This is a genomic window from Vibrio sp. zbq_1 (assembly GCF_043102935.1).
Classification (GTDB): domain Bacteria; phylum Pseudomonadota; class Gammaproteobacteria; order Enterobacterales; family Vibrionaceae; genus Vibrio; species Vibrio parahaemolyticus.
The window spans coordinates 26,354-49,347 of the sequence record NZ_JBICJH010000031.1 but is presented as its reverse complement, the minus strand read 5'-3'; the positions used below and the strand labels follow the sequence as shown (position 1 = coordinate 49,347).

The following is a 22,994-nucleotide window of genomic DNA, read 5'->3' as shown; positions in this document are numbered from 1 at the left end:
TTATTCAACCTCCCTCCTGAGTGGCCGTTCGGGTTTTCAGGTAAGTATTCGAAATGGCTTTCACTTTGTACTGCCGGGGGCTATACCCTCGGAATTCCCCGTTTAAACGCGTGCTGGACTGCTTGTAGTGAGCATGACGCGATTCTTACTGGATTTTGCCTGTCTAATTTTTAACCTTTTGATTATGTTGGGTTTTGGTTCTAAATTCGGGGGTATCAATTAAAAATAAGGATGATACCCATGAGTGAACCAATTGATTTATTAAAAGCAACCGAAGAACGACTACAGCTGCTTGCCGAGAATATTGTTGAAGTATTAGGAAATGCGGGTGCAGGTCGTGTTGTTGATAAGGAACTGTGTGAGCAAGCCCAGTACGATATTGGTGCTGCAATGCATGAAGCTAAGCAGCTCTTTCAAGGGAACAAGAATAAGTTCGGTAAATGGCGTGATGAAAATATTATCGGTAACGGTAAACGTACGGTAGATAAGCGCACGCTTACACGTTGGACTAACTTATGTGAATTCGGAACGCTAGATGAATGCCGTAAAGTAGGATTTACCAAAGTTTACAAGTTATCGAGTAAACGCTATGCCCCTTTGCGTGAGCAAATTAAACAACACCTAGAACAACACCCGGATGTTGAATCCGACACTATCAATGAAATGTTCAACGATTTTACAACTCAATTAAAAACAGAGAAGAAACAGGACACCCCCGTTGTGAATGATGACTTGGTTGACAAAGTATCGGAGCTGGAAGCTCGCCTCAAAGAGCTAGAGCAGGAAAATGCCAACCTACGTCAACAGTTAGAAGGTCAACCCACTCTTGAAGCTGCGTAACTTGTTACCGAAACGACATTATGACGTTTCGGTTTTGCTATCGACTATTAAGGAACACCCATGGCAACCGAAGTAAAAAAGAACACGGTGAATTTATTCAGTGTCAAGTTACAGGTGTCAACGAGTATCTTGGCATCAATCAATATCACTGATGGCAATATCAGTGTCAGAGCAGCGAGCGGTAAACAGCTAGCTCATTTGACTCTTAAAGATGAAGAAAGTGAGCAAAATCTCGATACGCTATTTGCTGACCTTGAGAAGCTTTGTATCCGAGACGCGAATTACTGGATAACCCTCCCAACAGGTAGTTGGGTGCGGAAAAACGCCATTCTAGGATATGAATGTCACCTTAGTGAAAAATATCAAGGACTTATCCTGAGAACTCAAGGTAACCGGATTCTTTCATTTATTCCCTGTGATGATCTAGATACACAGTTAATGATCAAACAGGAAATTCAGAAGGCTACAGCAGCCTCATCACCGTCCCGTCGTTACAAACCTAACTGGGACTTCCATCAAAGCGCAGTTTAACTGCATCTTTTACTTAACTATTGGAGTATCCATCATGAACATGTCTATCTATGATTTAATCGTTAATGCTTTCACCGCTGAAGCAAATCGCACTAACCAGAACCGCCGAACTCGCCTTCGTGAGGTTCGTAAAGTTGGTCAGAATATCGAATCGAAAGGTGGCAAGATCCAACACTGGGATCAAATCCTTGATGAGCTTGAAACCGCGCTGGTGCACGACTATGACACTAAACGCGATTCTTTCGGTTACAAGGAGACAGCGAAGCGCTTGAAGCAGGTGATTAGCGAAGTCACGGGTCACTAACGTGTTGCTCGTTACCCTCACTGCTTAATAGTTTTTTAATAGTACGTTTTTTATCAAGTAAATTGCCCAGACCTTAGCGATCATTTCATGCAAGAATTTCCATACCCCATCTGAAAGGTGTTTGTTGACGGACGTTAGCAAGCACCTTTTGACCTTCTGCTTTCCACTCTTGAAACGACATAATGTCGGTACGAAACTACCAAAAAAAAGAAGCAGAGTCCCCCCTACTTCTTCCTTTACTAGATAACATCTAGTTCCTCTAGTGCCCCTCCGACGATTGATCCTGCTACAAATCCTATGGCTCCGCCAACTACGACAAACTGAGGGCAAAGTCGGGATGCTGTAATAAAACCGTAATGCGCTCCTTTTAGTCCCATTGATACGCTCGGCTTAAACCAGCGCTGTTGAGGGTTAGAATGAAAATGTGTTTTTGCCATACTGTTTTTCCTTTTCTATAGATACAGAAAAGGGCGATACCTTTCGATACCGCCCTTGTTGATAAGCCTAATTTAATGATGGGACTTAATCATCGTCATCATCAGCCATGAAGTCACCGCCAAGCCAACCATCGTCGCCCGGTTCCATGTCGAAGTCCTGACTGAAGCCAGAATCTTCTGTGCCATCATCATAGTCACCTTGGTCTTCTGTCCAGTTGCCCATAACGAATACTCCTTCTTAGCTGTAATCCATTGCGCCACATGTATCACATGATCCGCCCTTACTGACCCAACCGGGACAACCTAAAGAGCGGCATGAATAACCTGATGCCATAAGTGGCTTAATGAATGTCACTTGCATTGTTTGTTTCCTTTAATTGACGTTGTAGTAAATCTACGTTGTGTAGTATCCCACTGCGCTCGGACAGGATGTGTCCAAGACCGCAGAATGAGTGTGAAAATAGGCATCGTCATTGCCCTGCCTAATCCGATGAAAGCTATGCCAAATCTCAGTGCGCGACGGTTTGAAACATTTAAAAATGTTTTGCCCTCAACCTGTCCAAGGGAAACCGTACGCTAGTAGCATGAGCGATAAGAGTGAAAAGCTAGCTTTAAGGCTAGGTGACATATTGACGAGATTGTTTATGGGAGAAGTGCTCTCCCCTGAGCAGTTGGTCGCGGATTATCAGGTAAGCGAGAAAACCCTGAGACGCGATTTCAATGAAAGGCTAGTCAACGCTCCGATTATCCGCACTAATGAGGGTTATCGGTTAGATCCGGTAACTCGAAATAATGGTAATGCGAATACCAACAAGGTACTGCACGATACGGGTTTGTCTGCGCTACTACCGAATCACTACAAGTTCAACGGTCAAGCTACCGTTCTGTTTAAGAATCCACGCTCCGAATCCATCGGGAAGTTCGATGCGCTGTTTAGACAGCTGACCGAAGTTATCACCACTCACTCTGTTATTGACCTTATTTACAATGGCAAAACGTTTGAATCTGTCCATCCATATCGTTTGGTAAATGACCGTGGTATCTGGTTCCTCGCTGCGACCTACTGTGACCAGCTACATTCGTACCGATTACCGAATATTTCACGGATTCACCGCAGGGAAGATAAATATAAACCGAATCAAAAGGTCCACGAGGAGATACATAAACAAGGGATGGAGTGGCTAACTCCGGATGATGCTGAGGTGCTTGTACAGGTTGATAGGGAAGCAGCTCCACGCTTTCTTGAAGGTATGATTCTGCCCCACCAGCAGCTATTGAAAGAACTGAGCGACGGTAGTTTGTTGGTTAGCAGTCGAGTATCAAGATTGAGCGATATCTTGCCCTTGTTGAAGTCCTGGATACCTCAAGTCGAGGTTCTCTCCCCTGTCAGTCTCAAGCTTGAACTTATACGCGACCTCCACGCGACGTTGGATCGTTACAAGTAGGTGCCGCGTTAATAAATAACGCCCTAGCGTTCTCTCTAAAAGCACAGCTCCAAGACACCAAAGAACCACGACATAATGTCGTTTCACTGCGCCGCTAAAGCCCCTCCTAACCATCAACTTGCCACTATGTACCGATTTTGAGCTTACCTATGTGGGATAAGCGAAAGGGGTGATTTAGCGAAACCTCAAACCGATACCGCGCAAGGGAAAACTCAAAATGATGCCATTTTTCGTCGTTAATTAGCAAACACTAAAATAACTCCGGTAGGAGAAGTAATTTAATAGGGGTATAACCATGATGTCTGATGCACGAACTCTGCTCCAAATCACTCAGTCCAGTCCGTATTTTTACCTAGTTGATATCGCTAACTTGTTAAGCTTCACCGCCGTTGGCTATCTACTAGGTATGATGACTGGATAAACAGAGCCATGAATTGAACTTGTCACTATAGATTCCGGTGACAAGTTCCTTTTTGACTCAACGGGTTTGAGATTAATGTGTGGGAATCGTGGATTACCGCTTACAGCGCATAGTAACGTTGAAAATGACCAAGTTTTCACGCCAAGCCACTAACAAATTACTAAGGGCACCTCTCGTTGCATAATAAGGGCTAGCCTTTACCCCTAGCAGCAGAGATAGCATCAGACAAATCATTCTCTCGGTATTTTATATAGGCTTCCCACCCCTTACTGCTCCCATTGCTTCGACATAGCAATGGGAGCTTTTAATAACAAAACACCAGAACAAACCAACCAAACTCGTTAAAATTAACGCTCCCTTCCTTGGTGTTTCCACCGTCCATTGCAATCCAGCAACTTCATCCCCTCTGAATCCCGAAGGCAACGGATTGGGTAAACGTTGCTAAAACTTGCCCCGACGAAAAAGGCTTCCCATCACACCATGATTAACATGGAGCAATAGGAAGCCTTAGTTTCACTAGGAAGTGAGTCGACTATTTTATGGTACATACATGGTGCTTTCTACTTGGTTTGTTGCCGATGGACTAATCCACAGTGACTTTTATCTCATCGAACACGCCCATTTCGACGTAGCTGAGAAAGTTGGATTCCCACATCGAGTAGAACTCCATTACCTCACTACTTGTTATCGGCAGTTCCGGAACATAGGAAAAACTCGCCGTCCCAGATGAGAAGTTAAAGTCCACCTCTTTAACCAGTTCGGGATAAGGACCACCGCAATACGCAAAGTCAGTGATATAATCAAAAATCCACTGGTCGTAGAGTCGAACAAGCCTGATTTCGACAGGGTGCCAACCGCCGTTTTCCGAACTGTAGGATGAATCTCGGAAGTTAAACACAACCGATTGGATCATGGGTGTCCATTTACCTGATTCGCTGATCACTCGGTTTAAAGCATCTTGAAGATCGACACTGACAGGCAGCAGCAATCGCTCAACGTCAAAAGTTAAGTTCATAATAAAATCTCGTTTAGTTTGTTAGGGAAGCACTCTTGTTAAGTACTCGGTATGAAAGCCAGAGTTGGCTTGGTGGGTAAGAATTGATGTGGTTTTGGGGTTATTCAGCTTTGGCTTCAGCGTCCACGAGAGACAGCAACTCATCACGACGTTGCTCGTAGTCTGGCGCTAGAACGTGGAGAAACACTGATTTCTCCGACTGGATGATAAGACCAAGCCCCCTGCAACAAGCAGCCATAAAACCCGCGTTGTTCGCTGACTGTCCAGAAAATACACACTTCAGCACAGAACTCTTGAACGGCTTATCACCCTGCACATCCAGTACAGCGGTGATATCTTTAAGTGGGATCCATTCCTTGCTGTGCAGACCACCACCTTCATTACCCGACATGCGGATATGAAGCTCGGCTTCCGCGTCATTTAATGCTATTTGATAGAACACGTGGTTCTCCGTTTTCGGTGATAGCTTTTTAGCTTTGCCCTCACGCACGATATAAGTGAAATGGTCTACTGGTTGATCGTCAGTGACCGTGACTTGTTCATTGCCCTCTAAGATTTCAGGTTGAACCGTTTCTTGTTTATTGCTTGGTTTACGTGCCATAGGACACCTCCTTTAAGATGGAATTGTTCAGGTTTAATTTGGTTTTAAGATTCAGTTTGGTCTGCTAACATCACGACAGGGAACGTGGGACTGTTCATAGGAGCACAGCAGTACACGCCAGAGCCTTCCATGGTCACTATGGCGACCGCCAGCAACCAAGGACAGTCATCATCGTTTAACAACAGCACCCATTCAGGGTAGTTAGTAACAAAGCGAAGGAAGTGCAGATCTTCCTCAGATTCTTCACTCAAGGTTTCGTTGGTATCCCCTTCCTCAATCAAGTACAAGGTCGTACCGACCTCATCCCAAAACGTTTTTGTGCTTTCTTCATCACCGAATGGTTCTATCAGGTGCTCTAGCAGTTTTGCTTTCACGCCATCAGGCATTGTCAATGATTGAATGTCTTCAAACTTGTTTACTGTTTTCATCGTGAATTTCCTTCTAATAATGAAAAAGCCCCTGTTTAGCTCATCGCTAAACAGGGGCCTTTCTAATGTATTTCTAAATTAACTGGTTAAACGTAACTTCTTCATTCCCAAAGTATCTCTGGCTTCGCAGTCACCATATCCGACAAACGAGAGCCAATCTCCCTCCGACGCCCTACAGTCAATTTTGAGTAGCGCCTTGTTGATGAAAGGTCAGCGTGATTCAACTGCTTGGCTATGTCGTGTAACGAGACTCCTTGTGACGCCAAAAGCGACCCAACTGTATGGCGAGCACTGTGCAGGGTTAGATTCGCTTTATCACCGGGTATGTCGGGCAGTCCCATCTTAGCTTTGATAGCCTTGAAAGCATGCCTAGGTTGCCCTACTGGTTTACCCTTTTTGCGTCCAGGAAAGAGATACGGATTATTCGCCACATGAGGCACCGACCTCAAAATATCAAGCATGTAGTCACTTAGGAATAAAACGTGACTAGTACCGTTTTTCGTATGTGGAATAGTGAGTGTTTTCTCCTCCCAATTCACATCGGATTTCAAGCGCAAACGCAGTTCCTTATCCCTCGCGCCAGTCAAAAACAACAAAGCTAGGTACGCGCCAATACTTTTGTCTTCATGGTTCAGAGCGTGACCTATAAACTCCTTTAGCTGTGATTCGGACAAGTACCCAGTTCGCACGTTATCTTCTTTCAACAAGCTCACCTTGTCAGCAATGAGCGGCGCGTCCATCAACTTGTATGCTTGACGATTGATCGTTTTCAATAGAGCCAAAACGCGATTAATCGAAGCAGGAGCATAAGGCTTGCCTTTAATCGTAACGGCATTCTGCATCTCCATTTGGACTTTGATGATATCGGCGGCAGTTAGGTCGTGAATTGATATGTGATGTATTGACTTTGCTAAACGAAATCGCGCTACATCATCTTTCCAACTGCGTTTCTGTTTAGCCAATGGCAGGTAAACTTCATCAAAGAACCGTTCCAGAGTCATCGTCTTCTCGGTAGTCTGATTGTCACGCTCAAGCTTGGGATCAATGCCTTCCAGGATCTTCTGGCGGTATTCCTTAGCGATCTTTCTCAAGGTTACAAGATCTGTCTCAGGGTGACGGCCAAGACCAATCGCAGATTTTTTACCCGGAACCTGAGGGCTAATATACCTAAGCAAGAAGCGTTTCCCGCCAGATTTACCCACTAAGCAACGTACGCCAGTAGGTAAGCCACTATCTCTCATAGCAGATAAATTGACTTCGTAATCAGCGGATTTTGCAGTTCTAGGGTTGGGTTTAAGGTTGTTGAGGAAAGTGGTGGTGAGTCGCTGTGATTTACTCATTCAAACCTCCATTAACTAGATATTCAATTAGTTAATATGTGTTTGAATGGGTGTTTGTTACAGCTAAATAAAAGCCGAACGATACAACATGAAGTTATATGGTTCGGCTTTACCCACCCCTATCCCTAATAAACCTTGAACCGTTTCAGCTACTTGCCTCAGCGTTTTCACTTAGTCAGTGACAGGTTACAAGGTTATCCGAATACCTATACACGACCTCAACTTTAAAGCTAAGGTGGTGCTCATGATGAAAGGTACTTGTTGTTGAACTGACATCCAGTTCTGCTTTGAGGATTAAGCCCCTCTTTGGCTATTGGGTTTTCGGCTACATCTTAAAACGGCAACAGATCGCTATGCAAACCAAGTTTCATTAGCTTTTGATAAAAAGAAAATCTCATCGGTGAAGTATGCTTGAGATTAAAAAAATGGGAAGGCAAATTTAAATCCAATCGAGCGGTTATGGAAAGTGATGAATGAGCATGCGAGGAACAATATTTACTTCTCCTCGAAGGCTGAATTTACAACGGCTATTAATGAATTTTTCAATGTAACGTTGCCAGAAGTTGCAGGCTCACTGGTATCCCGAATTACGGATAATTTTCAGATTTTGAAACCTGCATCTTCAAGTTGAGCGAGTATATAATCGGACGAGAAGGCACAGTGCTCTTGGGTATCTAAGCCCAGTTAACTTTGAACAGCAAAATGTCGCTTAATGAAGTGTCCAGTCTAGCTGGAGCAGATCAGAGTTTTGCTTACCAGATCGAAAGACAGTTTACCTCCAATGTGTTTCTTCTAGCTCTTTTTGAGCTTTATCTAGCAACGCCATTAGTCTGTCTGCATCTTTGTATTTCCCTGCGATGATGGCACTGCGTAATTCGACCTGTAGAGCCTTCAATTTATCTAAGCCAGTTGGAGGTTTCGCAAGACGACGCAAACCATCAGCTTGATCCATAGATCTGATGTCATTGTTCATTTAATCTCCCATTTCGATGAAGAACTATATCTATTTGAGTTTGATGAGAAAAAACTTCTGCTGAACAATTTACACACTCATATTTGAAGTATTTTTTGCGGAATACTTTTTCTATGAATGAGCGGTGTATTCGATTAAACACCGTACTCTTATTACACGAAGGGCACACCCCATAAAGTTGCATATAAATTAGCCTACTGACGAACGGACAATATTTTATTCATACCCAAATTGATATGAAACTTGGTTATATGCATGACATTACTTCAAGTTTTTGTTTTTTGATGTGATCTTTGCCGCATAATTTAATGTTAAATAGGCGGTTGGATAAAGTTGGCAGCGGTAGGTTGAAGGTAGATTTATGTAGGATTTTTACACAGGCTAGGCTAAATATTTTCTGCAATTTCTTGTCTATTGGCGATATTGAGCGTATCCGCCCCGTGGGAGCATGGGGAGAATACTGGAAAACAGCTTAATAAAGATTTATACCGAGAGCGAGCCGATGTGCTCAGAGAGTGGGCTGGTGCAGAGATTCTTTACCTAACCATATTTAACGATAGTAGTATCTTGGCAAATGGCGTGTCTGTAGAGCTAATAATTCCACGCCACAAAGGGTCATCACTTCACGTACCCAAGAATAAGTATCCAGAAGAGCCTAAAGCAGAATACGAACCTTACGATAGATTAAAAATTAAAGGTATTCATAGTCTTAATAATCTACCAGACTTGAGTGTGTCATCTGATACTAAAAACTACTACATCAATTGGAGTGTAAACCGCCTGCAAGCGCAAACCAATTTAGAAGCAGATGGGTATGTACTAATTAAAACTGATAAGCCACTTGAGACTCAATGCACTATCTTTTGTGATGAGTTGCCTCAGCCAACCAAGACTACATTCAAGTCAAACCCACCGTTGGGTACTGCTATTGTTTCTGTAGATGAATTGTCGGATGAATCCTACTATACATCATTGCGCGATAAGCTCATTATGGATGGGTATGTTATAAGAGTTTTTGAAGAAATGTTGAACGAATATGAGCTTGAGGACTAGGTAGTTCTAGCACTGCGTTTGTTTACATATTGACATTTATCGCTACTTGCAGAATGTGAGGGACAAAGAGTTTTATTGAGCTGAAGGTTAAGTGTCAAAGAAATCAATAGAAACTTTTTGCTAGAGCTTCAATTTTCAACAATTGTATAGGTTAGTCTTTGGCCTAATTTCAATAACACACCTAGTATAAGGTGGTAGCTATGGCTCTGATCAAATGTCCTGAATGCTATACAGAAGTTAGTACTTCTGCATATAACTGCCCTAAATGTGGGGGGGCAGCTAATTGCTTAGCAATTTTCAACAACTGCCTTGTATATTTGTATTTTTTACCGTCACTTTTGTCATGCTAACCAACTGTTATTTAATAGAAAGCCGATGGCATTAAACCATCGGCTTTAGACTTAGTCATCCCCTAAGTAGTCATCATTATTTGGATTGTGAGCATCCGCCCAGTCATCCATATCAGAATCATTATTAGGGTTATTAATATCAGACCACAGGTCTAGCTCGTCTTGTGACATATCTGAAGGATCCATCATAATTATTTCTTTCCTTGATAACGTGAGTTGTTTGGGTTTAGTTGATTTGCTCGATTATCTTGAGCCTTTTGGTACGTGGTGTTATGTCCAGATGTACCTTTGTTGCTGTTAGCTTGATTTGCTTTATGGTTGTTCTGTTTGTTGCTCATCGTTCTATCTCCTTTGTTGAATGAACGATGACATTGTATGAGAGGTGGTTTAGTAGCGACGATGATGGGACGGTGATTGTTCAGTGATTCTTAGTGATATTCAGTGATTTTGGACGAATGAGTGGAAAATGTCATAGCTTAAAATGGAAACTACCACTGTATTACCTACAGATTTCGCCACCAGAGCCACTAACATAGTATTAATAATAACCAGTACAACAGCAGCCTATGGCAAGCTGTTGTACTGGTTATTATATATTAAATATAAAAATCCCATCCAAGATCTAGACCTCATCTATCAAGCCACATCAACACTAATCTCGCACGCAACTCATCAGAGAGTACCGAGATCATCACTCAGCAAGCTTAGAGCAGCGATATTCATACCCTGATGGTTAGTAGTAGCGATGGAGAATACCGCCATTTATTACTCTTTAATGAGGTCGGTAAGTCAGCCGACTAACACCTAACCCATTTTTTCTTGGACTGAGGACTACGCTTGATTTGGTTATTTTTGGAAAGCTCATTGATTGCCTTGGTAAAATCTGACTTTGACAGCCCTAGCTGCTTTTGAAAGCTAGGATCTAAAGCACGAGGAGACTTCAAAGCATGAAGAAGCTTGTCTTCAGGGGATTTTTGGGGTGTCTGTTGTGACTTAATAATTGGAACAACGGTGTTGTCTCTAGTTCTGATGCTTTGACAAGGTGCGCCTAATTGCTTGCACTGAAACTCAAATGCTGAAATCAAACTTTCATCGTTACTGTATAGCTCAAAATGAACAGAGCCCAACTGCTTTTTATCTAAAGCAAGTAGCACCCTAGACAGATATGCAATGATATAGAAATCGGCTTGGTTCTGACCTGTCGGATAGTCAGATAAGAACAGATACAACGACTTTTCACAAACAAGCTTGACTGAATCTGACTTAGAAAAAACAAAGACTTTATCAACGACCGAAGCATTAATTTTTTCTAGCTCCTTCAGTCCTACATTTTCAGCATCGACGAAAATCATCTTCATAGTTGGCCAAGCTCCATTTGTTCACCACTATAAAGAAGATTACACAGTTGCATATCGATATCAACTTGGAGTTAATTCATTTGTGTGATTGGTTGTTAATGTCTATCCCCGACGAACTAACCACACACTACCCAACAACGCCCATGACAAAAGGCTTAACGACAACCCAATCAAAACGATCAATCACTTTATTTACTAATACAGATCAACTTAAAGTTGAAGTAAGCACATACGGTAGTTTTTGTTTTTTAGCTACATACATAGCTCTATCCGTCTTATCTATTAACACTGATAATTCACGGTCATCATGCGGATAAATGCCAATTCCAATACTGACTCCAACCGCAATATCACCATCGACCTTATCGACTGAAACAGGCTCTGAAATTAGTTCATGTAGTTTATTAGCTATGCCTTTAGCTTCTTGTTCATAGTTCTTGTGGTCATTAATATTAAACAATATAAGGAATTCATCCCCACCGACTCGAAAACAGATATCACTACTACGTAACTTCCCTTTCAAGCGAGTAGATATCTCAACAAGAAGCTGGTCACCAATATCATGTCCAAACGTATCATTAATTAACTTAAATCCGTTTAAATCAAGATAGGCAACCCCCAAGCAGCCAGAATCAAGTACGCTTAATGACTGATTTTCCAATACACTCTCAAGGTGACGCTTATTAAATAAGCCTGTTAGTGCGTCAGTATTTGCCTCTTCCTTTAGCTCATCAATTAACTCTTGAACTCTAGAGTAATCATGTAAAGTCGCTATCCCGCATTGCATGCCATTAAAGACAATGTTTGCTATAGAAATCCCGGCGTTAAACCCATCACCACTAGAATTTCGACAAGGCACAATACTTCTAGACATCATAGCTCTTGCTTGTGACTGGTTAAGTACAAAGTTACTAACCTTCGCATCGTGATGATTGACAACATTCGGTTGCATCAAGTCGTTCAGCCTAAGAGTTAACAATACATCTCTTTCATAACCAAATAACAGAGCACATGACTTATTCGCAAACACAATATTAGAGTATTGATCAACAATCAAAATTGCATCTACCAGAAAGTCTAAAAACTGAGAAACTTCATCTGATTGTGCCATTACCATACATATCCATACTGATTGACATCAATAGATAATAATTTGATTTCATATACATATCTTTGACTTAAGTACAACATTCATACATAAATACCCCAATGCCCTTCCAAAGCACACTGCAAAACCGCCTAAAACCGACTTTTCGACATATCCATCAAAACGATCAGTTGTCCCATAGAAGAAAAACCAAAACCGCATAGCACCGTAAAGTCACCATGGTCGTACCATGCTTCTTCTGGCTCGCAACCCTTGCTAATACTGACCCGCAACTTTGCATTAACTGTAATTTGTTGGATTGACTGGGATTCCCTTGCGCACAGAATCGTCATGCGATGAACCATATATGGACCATAGGAGAAATTTTAAGGTAGATAAAGTGAGTCTATTGGAGCGAAAAAAGAGGCGATAGCAGGAAAGGAATTTTGAGATAAGCACCTGAAAAATCGAATATTTACAAACGCCTAAAACGACGAAAGGCCGCTATAACAGCGACCTTTCTATGTATGGTACCGGTGGGCGGACTTGAACCGCCACGCCCGAAGGCAACGGATTTTGAATTCCTCTTAAGCACTTGTAATTATTTGCATTTAAGAGGATTTCTTTGGATATCAAGGACCATGAAATAGGATTTCATTAGATCTTTTTAGCACACGTCGAGCACAGATTTGAAATACGGTTTCAGCTCATTTTTGCAAATGTTATATTAGCAACCCATAAATAACTTCAGAGGTGTTAAAACTGAGTGATCCGCCTTATAACTGCGAGGGGCAAAAGAGAAAACTACTATGAGAGTGCAATGAAGGGCTTTGCTTCGACATAAGTACCTTATTCACACCGTTCAATCTAGATTCAAGGTTACTCCACTAAGATGTAACAATCGCTCCAGTGTTAATTTCAATGCATCTTGCCCCCTAGTATCACCAAGAGCCACCCCCACACACTGAAGAGCTGGGACTACAGAGTATGGACCTTCGATACTATATTCAAAAGTGTGAAAGCTATCTAAGCTTCTCTCTTCACTTGGATAAAGAATGGTCATTGATTCTACAGGTGCTCTACCATTATCTCTTAGAGAAATACCATGAACATACTTCATCGTACAATCCGGTAAATAATATGAAAAAGCCTTAGACGCATATGTATATTTAGCATCTAAAACTATCAATTTGAAACCGGAATCTCTCGATCCGACTTCAATAACGTAGTCTGGAGACCGATGAGAGTATTTATGAGTTATATTACGTCTAACTATAATTCCTTCTTTATCGATCCTTTTTCCTTCCGAATTAACGAATTCGGTTTCTCCATCACGGGAGTTCCCCTTCATCCAATATGTTGGTTCATAATGTAAAGATACACCTATACCATTCACAGTCCATCTTGTTGAATTATCTCTATACATCAGATCATGGAGTGTTTCTTCAATTCTATAATATGTATACAGTTCAAAAAGCTTAGGGATAGATGTTATCGCCATCAAGCTTCGATATAAAGACCAATCAGGCTTATTACATTCTAGCCAATATATAAATTCAACGAAGACCACTCGATATGAGATATTCGATGCAGCTTTTGCTGTCAACATCGGACGAGCAATAGTCACTTTCTTAACGGGTAAGTTTCTTTCAAGGATTATCTGTAAATGATTTAGTTTCTCTAACAAAGCAGAGCAACGGTTTAGTTGATTACCTAAAAGATGAGCTTTGAGCTTCGATATTTGTGAGAAAAATGAAACATACCCAAGAGGAAAGCTTCGCTCATTTTTAATGTTGTTAGCAATTCCTTTGTAAGATTCCATCTGTTCTGACGTTTTTTGCTTCATAAAAAGCACGGCAGCATATACAACTTCGTTTTCATAAAGATTAGTATCTTCCCTTATACTAGATACTTCCAGTGAACTAGCTCGATAGTAATTCTCGTCGTATACCAAATGTGCATCGCGCGGGCTATCAACAGCCTCCAAAACCGAAAGATTGTCCATGAGCCATGAAATTGAAGAGCCGTCCAATTGTTCATCACCGTGAGGTTGAACTATTGAAGGTTTAGGGGAGAGCCTACTTATAGGCTTTCGAATAATCTGTTGAATATGATGAGAAACCTTTTCTACACTACCTTCCAGTCTCTCCAAATAACTTACGGGAGTTCCCAAACCTTCACGATATCCAGCACTAAACTTAGTAGTTTGGAATAATGAGTGAAGTTTGTCCTCCCCGAGAGAAGACAAGTACATAACCATTGACTCAACATTTTGAGCTTTCGCCTTAGAAGATAGTACTTCTAAAGGTTCAAACTCAAGAACGTTCAGCTCGCCAGTGTCGTCACGATATACAACATTTAGCTCAGCGATACCAAAGTAATTAAAAAACAAGCACTCATAGGTCCATCGACCTCTACTTTTAGGCTTCCAGACATAACGAACATTACCGTTTGGCAACCTAAAAGAATCACTCGGTTCGATCGAATGATCATAGAGGTTTAGCACGACCCCCGAACTCCCATCGGAAAGTGTAAGCTCAAAGGTTATCGCTTCATCTTCTTGAACCCACTGAGACGTAGAACCAGCAGAGCTTTGTAAGGGTAAAGACAAAACAAGGTCACGTCTGCTTCCATTCAAAATAGTAGCTTTCAGAAACTCCACAGGCAATCCTCTAACCAAAGAACGAGTATGAACCCGATAGGTAATCTCCAGACGTCAAAATACGTTCTAAATGGCCTTCTGTACGACTATGTTTGGAGACTTTATCGGCTAATTCTTCTAGGCGACACTTAAACGCAGATCCGTAACCATCAATGTGAGGTAGAATAAATTGAGATATAGCAAAGTCCATAGCTGTCTCTGAACCCATTAGATCACGAGAAGAACTAACGTAATTCGCTATAGCATTAAGTTTACGTTGACTAACGACTATCGCAGGACCTTTACTTCGGTCAGCTTTACTTAAAATATCTACAGTATCTTGTAATAAAATCTGTTCAGAGCGAAGCAAGGCGTTATCTTCAACAGTAAACATTTCTTTGATTTTCGATGCACTCAACATACCATCTAAATTTAATGAGCTTGTCTCACCACCAATGTTCGCTTCAGGATTATCCAAGGTGATGACAGGGACTCGGTCAATTAAACGCGGTGACAATGGTTCTGTAGTAGAGTCAAAGTTAATAGTAGCTATAAACCGCGTCATGTCATCCAATTTTAAATATCTCTGGTCAGTGTTTGGAATACCAGTATCAATAGAACGTAATAAGTTTTCACGATCACAGTAAATTAGGAAGTCAGACCAATAGTGTTCGATACTAGATAGGTTAGCCTCATCTAGTAGGATAATTTTCGTTGTATCACTAGGATGCATTTGGTGATGTGATAAAAATGAATATAGCCCGCTTCTAGACTCTTGGTAAGTGTCTTTTAATGAGTTGTAAAAACCCAAAATATCTCTGGATGAAACCCAACCACGGCCAACAGGAACATTCAAAAAATGATCTCCCAATTGACCAGTACCTAAATTCATAGCTTTAGCCAGACGAGTGACAGTTGAAGTTTTACCCGTACCAGGACCACCAGCAAGTACAGTCAAAAATGATTGCTGCAAACAAACAACCAAGTTACTCATTTCGTCAAAGCTAAAACCTCTACCACTATCTGAAAACTGGCTGCACAGGTAATCAACAAGGTCAGCTGCACTATCCGGTTGAACACTACTCATCGGCAGTTGCTCTACAACCGGAGCGGCCGTTTCAACCCTCGTGCTACTTTTACCATTCAGGAGTTTGTTAAAAGCTTGCATGTCACCGATACGTTTATAGAGCGCATCATCCTCTTCCCTTATAGCCTTGTTATAACCTGCAATTAAGTTATTAACCTTAGTTTGTTGCTTTTCATGATATCGCTCGTAGTAATCACTCTCAGCCTTGAGCTCTTTAATATCGTTTGCTATTTCTAATCGGTCACAGACACTTGCCAACTCACGACCACGAGCCTCAAGTTCAGTTTCCATTTGAGCGATCTTCTCACCTAATTCAGCTTGGTTTTCTTCTAGCTTTCTCTGACGCTCTTCTTCAGTTTCTTGAGCTATACGATCGAGTTCGTCTTGAGCCCACTTTCTTTTCTGAAGCACTTTGTCTTGGAGCTTTACGATATCATCTTGGTACTTATCAAGCAGTGCTCGCTGACGATCTAGCTCTATCTCAATCTCTTCTTTCTTTTCATTTGCATCCTTTTCGAATTCATCTAGGACACCTTGAAGAAGTCGCGATTCGTTTTGTTGAACATAATCTTTCAGAAACTTCTGACCAGTTGGAGCTTCTAAATATTCTTTGATCAGATTGTACCCATTCGAGCCATTCATTAGGTACTTATCGAGCATAGATTTCAAACGTTCTAAGCGTTCATCATGTAAGTTTTTATTTTCTTTTTCGAAACTCGTGATGATTTGTTGAAGTTTCTCGGCCTCCTTCTTACTCAGACCTTTTTTTCCAAAGTGAGTCTGGTTCGCAACCTTAATTAGCTGATCATCACTAAGGTAATCAATAAAGTCAGCTGAGTTTCCATTCCTACCTCTAAAATTAGATAGATGTTTGAAAGACTTAACATATATGCACTGCTCCCCGTCAACCTCAGTTTTGACTAAGCAGCTTTGTACATCTGAGAGCAACCAACGCCCTAAGTTCCCCCGTCCGTAAGACAACAACGGGTTAACGTTGGGCTCAACTACATATTGATCATCATCGGTGTAACTAGACTTCAGTGGACCGTAAAGATATTCACTATCAAGTATAAAAAAAGCACCTTTAGGGGGCTCTACACCTCTTTCTAGAGTACCCGTTTCTTTACTCGGTAGAGAAGTTGATAACACAGGCAGCAAAGTATTTGCAGCAAGTGGAGAAACCATGCCGTCGTCAGCCCAATACCTAGGCTCTCCCACCTCTCGCGACTTCTGCTCGTCTTTTACATGGGACTTTAAAATGAACAATTCACTTTGCTCATACTGTTTATCAATAGCACCGTAACCCTTTGATATAAATATATCTACCGGATATAAAGTTCGATCTAGTGGAACGTAGTCCCCATCTGGCGTAACTTGCAAAATCGGAGTTATAAAGCCTTGAGTCTCATAATACGGTGCTTTTTTGATTGCTAGCAACTGAGTGTTAATAGTAGACATTGACCTATCCATGAATACTTGTTTAATAGTAGGTTTCAGGGTAGCAAAAACCTAATGCAAAATTTCTATTATTTATCAAAAACATTACCACTGACTCAAAGATTTTTTGTAGAGCAGATAGTTGGTTATCAATTTCAACTAGAAGCCTCCCTGCAGCCACAGAAAACCGAACTTTCAACCGCATTCACCCCACAACTATAAATACCAACAGCAATGGTTACCGCACAGTTCTTCCGGCAACAGGCTCACCAGCACAAAACGCCCCAAACAAAAAAAGGGAGCAGTCACTCAACGCAACTACCCCCTTCAAAACGCAAATCCAGACTACTTCAGCTCATAGAACAACTCAGTTAAAGCCGCTTCACCAACTTGTTCCGCTAACTGAGCAACAAAACCATCAAACTCATCAGAAAACCCAATTTTCGCCAAACCAAACTCAGCGGCAACTTGATCCAGTGATAGATTGAGAACCTTACCCTGATTCTTAGCTCGGCGAGCCTTGTCATTCAGCGAGGTAACGGCTTTACCCAAATCGCCACCAGCAACCAGCGCGGGATTAGCCAGCAACAAATGGCGCGCAGACGGATAGAGCTTACCTTGGTAGAACATAGGTTTGGACTGACCCTTTAACTTCTCACGCTCGGTGTGTGCAGCAGACAGCGCTTCCTCTACAGATATGCCAGCCTTTATGCGGTTCATCAGCGTACTTTGCGCCACACCTAGCTCTCTAGCCGCTTGGCGCATACTTGAGTACTCGGTGCCGTCTATAACAACTTTCTTGCGGTAGTCACCTTTAGGGCGCGCTTCCAGCTCAAGGGCTTGCTCCAACGTCCAGCCGAACTTGGTAATGCGCTCATTCACCAGTTTAGGGGTCAAGCCATAGTGACGCGCAGCAGCAGTGCGGGAAGGGAACTCAATTCCCTCAATTTCATAGATATTTTTCATATAGTTATCACTTTTCAATTTGCTAAGCATAAAACCACACAGAGGTCGCCTGGACAAGCCAGACGACCTCTGCATGGTCAACTACTCTAAATAGACCTTAAAACGGGGCATCATCGTCTACAGGAGCTTTTTGAGCTACACCCTCGCCGAAGCTGACCTTGGATTTAATCTGCTCATACAACGCCAGCATATCGCGCACGAGTTCAGCGTTCGGTCGTGGCTGTCCATTAGGTTTCACCCAGTTCTGTAGCTTCCACTTCGGTGCCCATTCAGTGAGGGTTTTTATCGTCGCGGCATCCATCCCTATAATATCGATAGAACTCACCTCCTGATCTAGCAAACTTTTAGTGATGTTTAGTGTGTGCATACTGAGCTGGTAGCGCATTGCTGAAACTGTAGACTTCTTAACTTCAAATACTTGCGTGTCACCACCTACAACCGAAACCGTCGAACCCTTACCGCCAACACCAAGCTTACAGATAATGGTCTTTTTCGTAGGTCTTGCTGTGAAAGTACTCAAAAAGCTTAAATCTTCTTTTGGTCGAGAATTGCTGTATCGATTTCTCTTAGGCTTACTGCGCGTAAGGCGAGCATCACGTTCAGACAGCAACTCCTGCAAGTATTCTTCGGCTTGTTTGTAGGTGTAAGCCCCCTTCTTCTTACCACCGGGGTTAGCAATAATTTTCTCACATTCAGTCCATGTTTTTACGATACGAGCTATGTTGTTATTTACCGATGCGTAAAAGTTAAATTTTTTATTAGCCATAATAATGCTCCTTAAAATTTTATTGAGTTAGCCGCCGGAATGACGGCTGTGGATTTGAATAAATGTCATTGCGTGTGAGGTTGGGTTTCTTATATCCCCAACGGTGCAATGGTTGATATGTAAAAAAGCCCTTTGAGATAAGGGCTTTCGATAGGTCAATATTTACGATCTCAACGGGCGTTGAGAGCTTCTCGCAGTGAGGAACGAGATTCAGGGTTGAAGAGGATTTCAACTTCGAAGTCAGGAAACTTCGAGACTATTAAGCGAGCTAAGTTGATGGTCAGCTCTGTCATCGGTACAGCGCCTTCAATCAATTTGGTATTCTTAGCACTACGTACAGCGGTCGCTTTGGTTGGATAGCCAATATCGGTCATCCACTCAGCTAATGCTTTAGCGCTAATCTGCTTCTTGCTCATACCACCTTGTTCATGCGCGTAGAAACGCAAGAATAAGCGTGCCATTAAGCTATCCGAAGTCTCATCAGCCTTTAAACGCAGGTCCTTGTGACTCGTGCTTTCTGCCATTACTAAACGGTCTTGCCATGAACACCAATCCTCAAACGTTTTAAGACAATGCGTCTTCCGCCATCGATCAAAGCGCAATCTTGTAAACAGCATCTCATCCAGCGACTTGTGTGGCTTGGTTTCAAGCGCAATATGCTTCCGTCCTTTCACGTCAACCATTACCGGATTTAGGAGCTGTCGCTTTTGATCATATTCCATATTCAGGAAGATGGACCGCTTCTCAAGCATCAAATCCTTATGCTCTAAAAAGCGCATCCGGTTCGGTGTTAAGTAGCTACCATCAACTTTGTCACCGGGCTTTCGGGTGAGATACTTGTTCACCATATAAGCACTTTGGTCAGTGACCATCGGATCGACCTTAACGCCACCTTTAGCCAGTATCGGCTCAAAACCTTCACTTCCGATAACCGTGTACTGAGCACGAGTTTTAGCACCGATCAGTTGCTTCGCTTGATGCTTGAGTTCCAATACTTCACCACCAGTTGGGTCTATACGATGGTAGAGCTCTCGGAACCGCTGACAAATAGAGCCACTTAGGTCTATCTCATCCAGTTCAGCATTAGTCAGAAAGCCATCTGTCGTCACTGAAACAACAACCTTATTATCGGGGATGCTATGAAGCATTTCCCCCAACAAGGCTCTAGCTAAGCCAGTCGTGTAAGCGGCGAAAAATGGGTTGGTCAAAGTCGATGGTGGTAGTTGCGTAGAGTAACCAGCTTGGATATCGAACGACCTCTTTGGGCGTAACGATTGAGCTAGCTTTCCATAGCAACTATTCAACATTTCCTTGGTCAGTTTCTCGTCAAAGCTACCTTTAACGAATGATTTACGCCGTTCTCGACCCCAACGCATGAAGTCTTCGAAGATTCGTTTATCATTCTTCCAGGGCACTACAAACGCTTGCTTGATGGTGATTTCAGCACCTTGGTTATACGCAACTTCAAGTTCATGACCAGTGCAGTGCGTTTCACCTGATAGCGGAAATATCAATCCATATTCAGATCGTACGGCTAAGGACGGGTAGGCAATATCAGGGAACTTAAACTCGACCCAAGCCAAAGCACATTTGTCTCCAAACAGCTCTTTCAGATCTCTGGTCATGTACATCTGGTCGTAATCTAACTCACGTAAACCAAGCGTAATCGCCGAATAACATGATGGAACATCGTAATCACGCCATGTATCTATACCCGTGGGGCCAGCGATGAATGACTCATTGCGACCACCGTGATAACACTGAGTCGAAAAGTTTTCCAACGTCATACGAGCTGTTACAGGCACATCCCGTGTAATGGTCAGAGGTTTACTTCGGTCAGAAGGCCAAACCTCCTTGGTCACTTTCTCAAAGCCAAACAAACCACGGTAACCGCGCTTATCCTCCAAACTATTCACAAAGGCTTTAACGGCGATACCACCAATAGTAAAAGGAACCGAATTTAGACCGAGTGTATTTTGACAGAAGGAAGAAACCCGCTCGAAATGACGAGCACTGATAATTGAATCAGTAATTGCATACTCAGCGAATTTCTCAGGTTGTGCTTCCAGAAACTCATCCATTCGAGAGATAGAGTAAGGCTCTGGAATTTCAACTTTGGGTATAGACAGTAGGTCGCCTACTGATGAAAGAGATGAGCCATTGGGCGCTAATAAAAGCGTATCATAAAAGGTGATGAACAGAGTTTTCTTGTTACCAGACTTCGAGTAAGCGTGTAGTGGTTCTTTGTCGATACGTCGAGACATGACTTTATCAAGTTCCAGTCCGTATACGTCATCAAGACTCGCCACCGTCTTACGTAAACCTTTGACATGTGTCTTCAGTTGGTTAAAAGCTTGGCTGAAGTTAAACAAATCAGCCGATAGCCAATGAGCACACAAAATGATGTCAGTCGGCCACTTATCAAGTACTTCATCTTCCATCGCTTTTTCGATAGCCTGAACCAAGCATTTGTCCAGTGCCAGCCGTCCCGATTTTTTGGTCGATTCAGGAAACAAGATAATCGTTGATAACTTGCCCTGGAACAGAACGGCGAATTGGTAGCTCAAGATACGATTGTAGGTTCCGCATTCAGACTCTACATACTCAGTATCCATCGCTATCACGGGGCGCTCAAAGAACGGTGTTGCCTCTCGTCGCTTTCGCTTAGTTTGCTTCTTCTTTTTGGGCTTACGACCCACCAGTGGTTTCGCTTTGCGCTTAACGCTATCAAAAGAAGTGGGCTCACTAGGTTGAGCGTCACCCCAAGCACTTACCGCTTCTTCAGTCCAACCGGATGTTGCTAGGTTGTCCATGCTTAAGTCAGAAGACTGCTCTAACCAATCATATGTTTCATTCATAATACTACTCTCTAGAAACGCAAAAAGACGCTCTAAGCGTCTTTTTGCAAGGTTTACAATGATGATTATTTAAAGTCTGACCAAGCAATCTTAGGCAGATCATTACCCTCGCTGTACGTCAGCAAGGCTTCAGTAATCGCGTCACGCAAACCTTCGAGGTCACTGAATTCTTCAGGCGTAAACATAGCAAGCAAATTGTCGCTGTTTACCACCGTCATCAACAATGCACCCGACTTTGGAGAGATGAAAGCACCGCCGACCGTATCCGCATGGATCCAGCCACCGCTTTCTAGCATGAAACATTTGTTTTTCTCAGGCTTCATCTTCTTCGATACCTGTTTAAACAATGCATCAGCCTCTTCACCAGTTTCAGCAACGATTAGATTGCCTCTTGCACCCAGAATAAGCAGTAGATCTTCAGACGGAAGAACAGTTTTACCACCAAACACATTTGCTACACCAGAGTTAGTACGCACAAAAATAGAGTTACTCATTTTGATACCTCAAATCATTTAATTGTTAAAGAGCAGCGAAGAAGCTCGCTGCCCCCTCGAAAACAACTAAGCGAGAGAATCGCTGCGTTGCTGAGGTTCATATTAGGGATGAAAGAAAGCACTCAACTAAGAAGGGAATCGAGTCGACAAGCCACAAAACAATTAACTCGTCGCTCAAAGTCCAGCTAAGATTTAGCGCAGAACCTAAGTCACGAAAGGCGCTAGAAGAAATATCAATCGTCAAGGCTGTGATAGTAAAAAGATCAAGATTAGGTACACTTTTGTTTGATTTTTATAGGCAGATACTAAAAAGCCCAAAGACGTCCTAACGGACGCCTTTGGGCTTTTATCTGTATTAAGAGATATTACTGTGTTAATGCATTGTCATCTCTTTTTCCCAACGCTCAACCTCACTACGCAAGAAGCGCACACTGCGACCTATGCGCATCACTGGCGGTAAGCTTCTAGGGTTGCGAGTTACATTGGTTCGCACGGTTGCCGGGTTTAAGCCGTACATTTCCGCAAATTCTTCAATAGTTAGTACTCTGGACATGTCGAACTC

Annotated in this window: 25 protein-coding genes and 2 pseudogenes; 8 read left to right on the top strand and 19 right to left on the bottom strand. The window is 42.4% G+C overall.

Annotation, left to right across the window (positions count from 1 at the left end; genetic code table 11):
• Positions 1–240 precede the first annotated feature (240 nt).
• The 3 genes from ACF8CV_RS14180 to ACF8CV_RS14170 are packed head-to-tail and all read left to right on the top strand — an operon-like array spanning position 241 to position 1,675.
• Positions 241–840: a hypothetical protein gene (locus ACF8CV_RS14180; protein WP_138938496.1), complete on the top strand. Its 600-nt coding sequence runs from the start codon at positions 241–243 to the stop codon at positions 838–840.
• Positions 841–900: 60 nt separating this feature from the next.
• Positions 901–1,371 carry a hypothetical protein gene (locus ACF8CV_RS14175; protein ID WP_061871896.1) on the top strand — a complete coding sequence of 157 codons (471 nt, stop codon included), beginning with the start codon at positions 901–903 and terminating at the stop codon, positions 1,369–1,371.
• Positions 1,372–1,405: 34 nt separating this feature from the next.
• The gene (locus ACF8CV_RS14170) at positions 1,406–1,675 is read left to right on the top strand and encodes a hypothetical protein (RefSeq protein WP_025534411.1); all 270 of its coding nucleotides are present in this window, start codon (positions 1,406–1,408) and stop codon (positions 1,673–1,675) included.
• A 239-nt stretch (positions 1,676–1,914) separates the two neighbouring features.
• Here the strand turns inward: ACF8CV_RS14170 and ACF8CV_RS14165 are convergent, their stop codons facing one another.
• The 3 genes from ACF8CV_RS14165 to ACF8CV_RS14155 all read right to left on the bottom strand — a co-directional run bounded on the left by ACF8CV_RS14165 (position 1,915) and on the right by ACF8CV_RS14155 (position 2,473).
• Positions 1,915–2,112 carry a hypothetical protein gene (locus ACF8CV_RS14165; protein ID WP_138938497.1) on the bottom strand — a complete coding sequence of 66 codons (198 nt, stop codon included), beginning with the start codon at positions 2,110–2,112 and terminating at the stop codon, positions 1,915–1,917.
• A gap of 85 nt (positions 2,113–2,197) precedes the next feature.
• Positions 2,198–2,335 carry a hypothetical protein gene (locus ACF8CV_RS14160; protein ID WP_005484894.1) on the bottom strand — a complete coding sequence of 46 codons (138 nt, stop codon included), beginning with the start codon at positions 2,333–2,335 and terminating at the stop codon, positions 2,198–2,200.
• A gap of 15 nt (positions 2,336–2,350) precedes the next feature.
• Positions 2,351–2,473 (bottom strand): hypothetical protein, encoded by a 123-nt coding sequence (locus ACF8CV_RS14155; RefSeq protein ID WP_256896159.1) that lies wholly within the window; start codon positions 2,471–2,473, stop codon positions 2,351–2,353.
• 178 nt (positions 2,474–2,651) lie between these two features.
• On the opposite strand from ACF8CV_RS14155, the gene ACF8CV_RS14150 reads away from it, so the two are divergent.
• On the top strand, positions 2,652–3,557 hold the full coding sequence (locus ACF8CV_RS14150) for a YafY family protein (RefSeq protein ID WP_138938541.1): 906 nt from the start codon (positions 2,652–2,654) through the stop codon (positions 3,555–3,557).
• A gap of 295 nt (positions 3,558–3,852) precedes the next feature.
• Complete coding sequence (locus ACF8CV_RS14145) at positions 3,853–3,978, top strand: hypothetical protein (RefSeq protein WP_255212448.1); 126 nt, start codon at positions 3,853–3,855, stop codon at positions 3,976–3,978.
• A 583-nt stretch (positions 3,979–4,561) separates the two neighbouring features.
• Here the strand turns inward: ACF8CV_RS14145 and ACF8CV_RS14140 are convergent.
• The 4 genes from ACF8CV_RS14140 to ACF8CV_RS14125 all read right to left on the bottom strand — a co-directional run bounded on the left by ACF8CV_RS14140 (position 4,562) and on the right by ACF8CV_RS14125 (position 7,362).
• Entirely contained in the window at positions 4,562–4,993 is a 432-nt protein-coding gene (locus ACF8CV_RS14140; RefSeq protein ID WP_061894857.1) for a DUF2787 domain-containing protein, read from the bottom strand.
• Between the two features lie 100 nt (positions 4,994–5,093).
• The gene (locus tag ACF8CV_RS14135) at positions 5,094–5,594 is read right to left on the bottom strand and encodes a hypothetical protein (protein ID WP_138938498.1); all 501 of its coding nucleotides are present in this window, start codon (positions 5,592–5,594) and stop codon (positions 5,094–5,096) included.
• Positions 5,595–5,638: 44 nt separating this feature from the next.
• Complete coding sequence (locus ACF8CV_RS14130; RefSeq protein ID WP_065274884.1) at positions 5,639–6,022, bottom strand: hypothetical protein; 384 nt, start codon at positions 6,020–6,022, stop codon at positions 5,639–5,641.
• Positions 6,023–6,123: 101 nt separating this feature from the next.
• Positions 6,124–7,362, bottom strand: a complete 1,239-nt coding sequence (locus ACF8CV_RS14125) for an integrase family protein (RefSeq protein WP_050920397.1) — start codon at positions 7,360–7,362, stop codon at positions 6,124–6,126.
• A 436-nt stretch (positions 7,363–7,798) separates the two neighbouring features.
• Between ACF8CV_RS14125 and ACF8CV_RS14120 the strand changes: the two are divergent.
• Both ACF8CV_RS14120 and ACF8CV_RS14115 read left to right on the top strand, forming a co-directional pair.
• Positions 7,799–7,993 (top strand): annotated as a pseudogene (locus ACF8CV_RS14120) (IS630 family transposase); the annotation flags it as partial.
• Positions 7,989–8,075 (top strand): annotated as a pseudogene (locus ACF8CV_RS14115) (IS3 family transposase); the annotation flags it as partial. The pseudogenes ACF8CV_RS14120 and ACF8CV_RS14115, both read left to right, overlap by 5 nt.
• Positions 8,076–8,134: 59 nt before the next feature.
• Here ACF8CV_RS14115 and ACF8CV_RS14110 read toward each other — a convergent pair.
• Complete coding sequence (locus tag ACF8CV_RS14110; RefSeq protein WP_023585700.1) at positions 8,135–8,335, bottom strand: hypothetical protein; 201 nt, start codon at positions 8,333–8,335, stop codon at positions 8,135–8,137.
• Between the two features lie 423 nt (positions 8,336–8,758).
• Here ACF8CV_RS14110 and ACF8CV_RS14105 point away from each other — a divergent pair, with 423 nt between their 5' ends.
• The gene (locus ACF8CV_RS14105) at positions 8,759–9,388 is read left to right on the top strand and encodes a hypothetical protein (RefSeq protein ID WP_023585699.1); all 630 of its coding nucleotides are present in this window, start codon (positions 8,759–8,761) and stop codon (positions 9,386–9,388) included.
• A gap of 401 nt (positions 9,389–9,789) precedes the next feature.
• On the opposite strand, the gene ACF8CV_RS14100 is transcribed toward ACF8CV_RS14105, so the two are convergent.
• From ACF8CV_RS14100 to ACF8CV_RS14050, 11 genes are all read right to left on the bottom strand, one after another.
• On the bottom strand, positions 9,790–9,927 hold the full coding sequence (locus ACF8CV_RS14100; RefSeq protein WP_023585698.1) for a hypothetical protein: 138 nt from the start codon (positions 9,925–9,927) through the stop codon (positions 9,790–9,792).
• Between the two features lie 2 nt (positions 9,928–9,929).
• The gene (locus tag ACF8CV_RS14095) at positions 9,930–10,076 is read right to left on the bottom strand and encodes a hypothetical protein (protein WP_023585697.1); all 147 of its coding nucleotides are present in this window, start codon (positions 10,074–10,076) and stop codon (positions 9,930–9,932) included.
• A gap of 459 nt (positions 10,077–10,535) precedes the next feature.
• Positions 10,536–11,096 carry a hypothetical protein gene (locus tag ACF8CV_RS14090; protein ID WP_023585695.1) on the bottom strand — a complete coding sequence of 187 codons (561 nt, stop codon included), beginning with the start codon at positions 11,094–11,096 and terminating at the stop codon, positions 10,536–10,538.
• Positions 11,097–11,301: 205 nt separating this feature from the next.
• The gene (locus tag ACF8CV_RS14085; RefSeq protein ID WP_158500929.1) at positions 11,302–12,207 is read right to left on the bottom strand and encodes a sensor domain-containing diguanylate cyclase; all 906 of its coding nucleotides are present in this window, start codon (positions 12,205–12,207) and stop codon (positions 11,302–11,304) included.
• 838 nt (positions 12,208–13,045) lie between these two features.
• Positions 13,046–14,845 (bottom strand): hypothetical protein, encoded by a 1,800-nt coding sequence (locus ACF8CV_RS14080; RefSeq protein ID WP_023585716.1) that lies wholly within the window; start codon positions 14,843–14,845, stop codon positions 13,046–13,048.
• 10 nt (positions 14,846–14,855) lie between these two features.
• Complete coding sequence (locus ACF8CV_RS14075) at positions 14,856–17,369, bottom strand: ATPase AAA (protein WP_023585715.1); 2,514 nt, start codon at positions 17,367–17,369, stop codon at positions 14,856–14,858.
• A 324-nt stretch (positions 17,370–17,693) separates the two neighbouring features.
• Positions 17,694–18,314 carry a hypothetical protein gene (locus ACF8CV_RS14070; RefSeq protein WP_023585714.1) on the bottom strand — a complete coding sequence of 207 codons (621 nt, stop codon included), beginning with the start codon at positions 18,312–18,314 and terminating at the stop codon, positions 17,694–17,696.
• 97 nt (positions 18,315–18,411) lie between these two features.
• Complete coding sequence (locus ACF8CV_RS14065) at positions 18,412–19,080, bottom strand: hypothetical protein (RefSeq protein ID WP_392417010.1); 669 nt, start codon at positions 19,078–19,080, stop codon at positions 18,412–18,414.
• Positions 19,081–19,250: 170 nt separating this feature from the next.
• Complete coding sequence (locus ACF8CV_RS14060; protein WP_023585712.1) at positions 19,251–21,938, bottom strand: DNA-directed DNA polymerase; 2,688 nt, start codon at positions 21,936–21,938, stop codon at positions 19,251–19,253.
• A 65-nt stretch (positions 21,939–22,003) separates the two neighbouring features.
• On the bottom strand, positions 22,004–22,432 hold the full coding sequence (locus ACF8CV_RS14055) for a hypothetical protein (protein ID WP_024103869.1): 429 nt from the start codon (positions 22,430–22,432) through the stop codon (positions 22,004–22,006).
• 373 nt (positions 22,433–22,805) lie between these two features.
• Positions 22,806–22,985, bottom strand: coding sequence for a helix-turn-helix domain-containing protein (locus ACF8CV_RS14050; protein WP_023585710.1), 180 nt, complete (start codon positions 22,983–22,985; stop codon positions 22,806–22,808).
• Positions 22,986–22,994 lie beyond the last annotated feature (9 nt).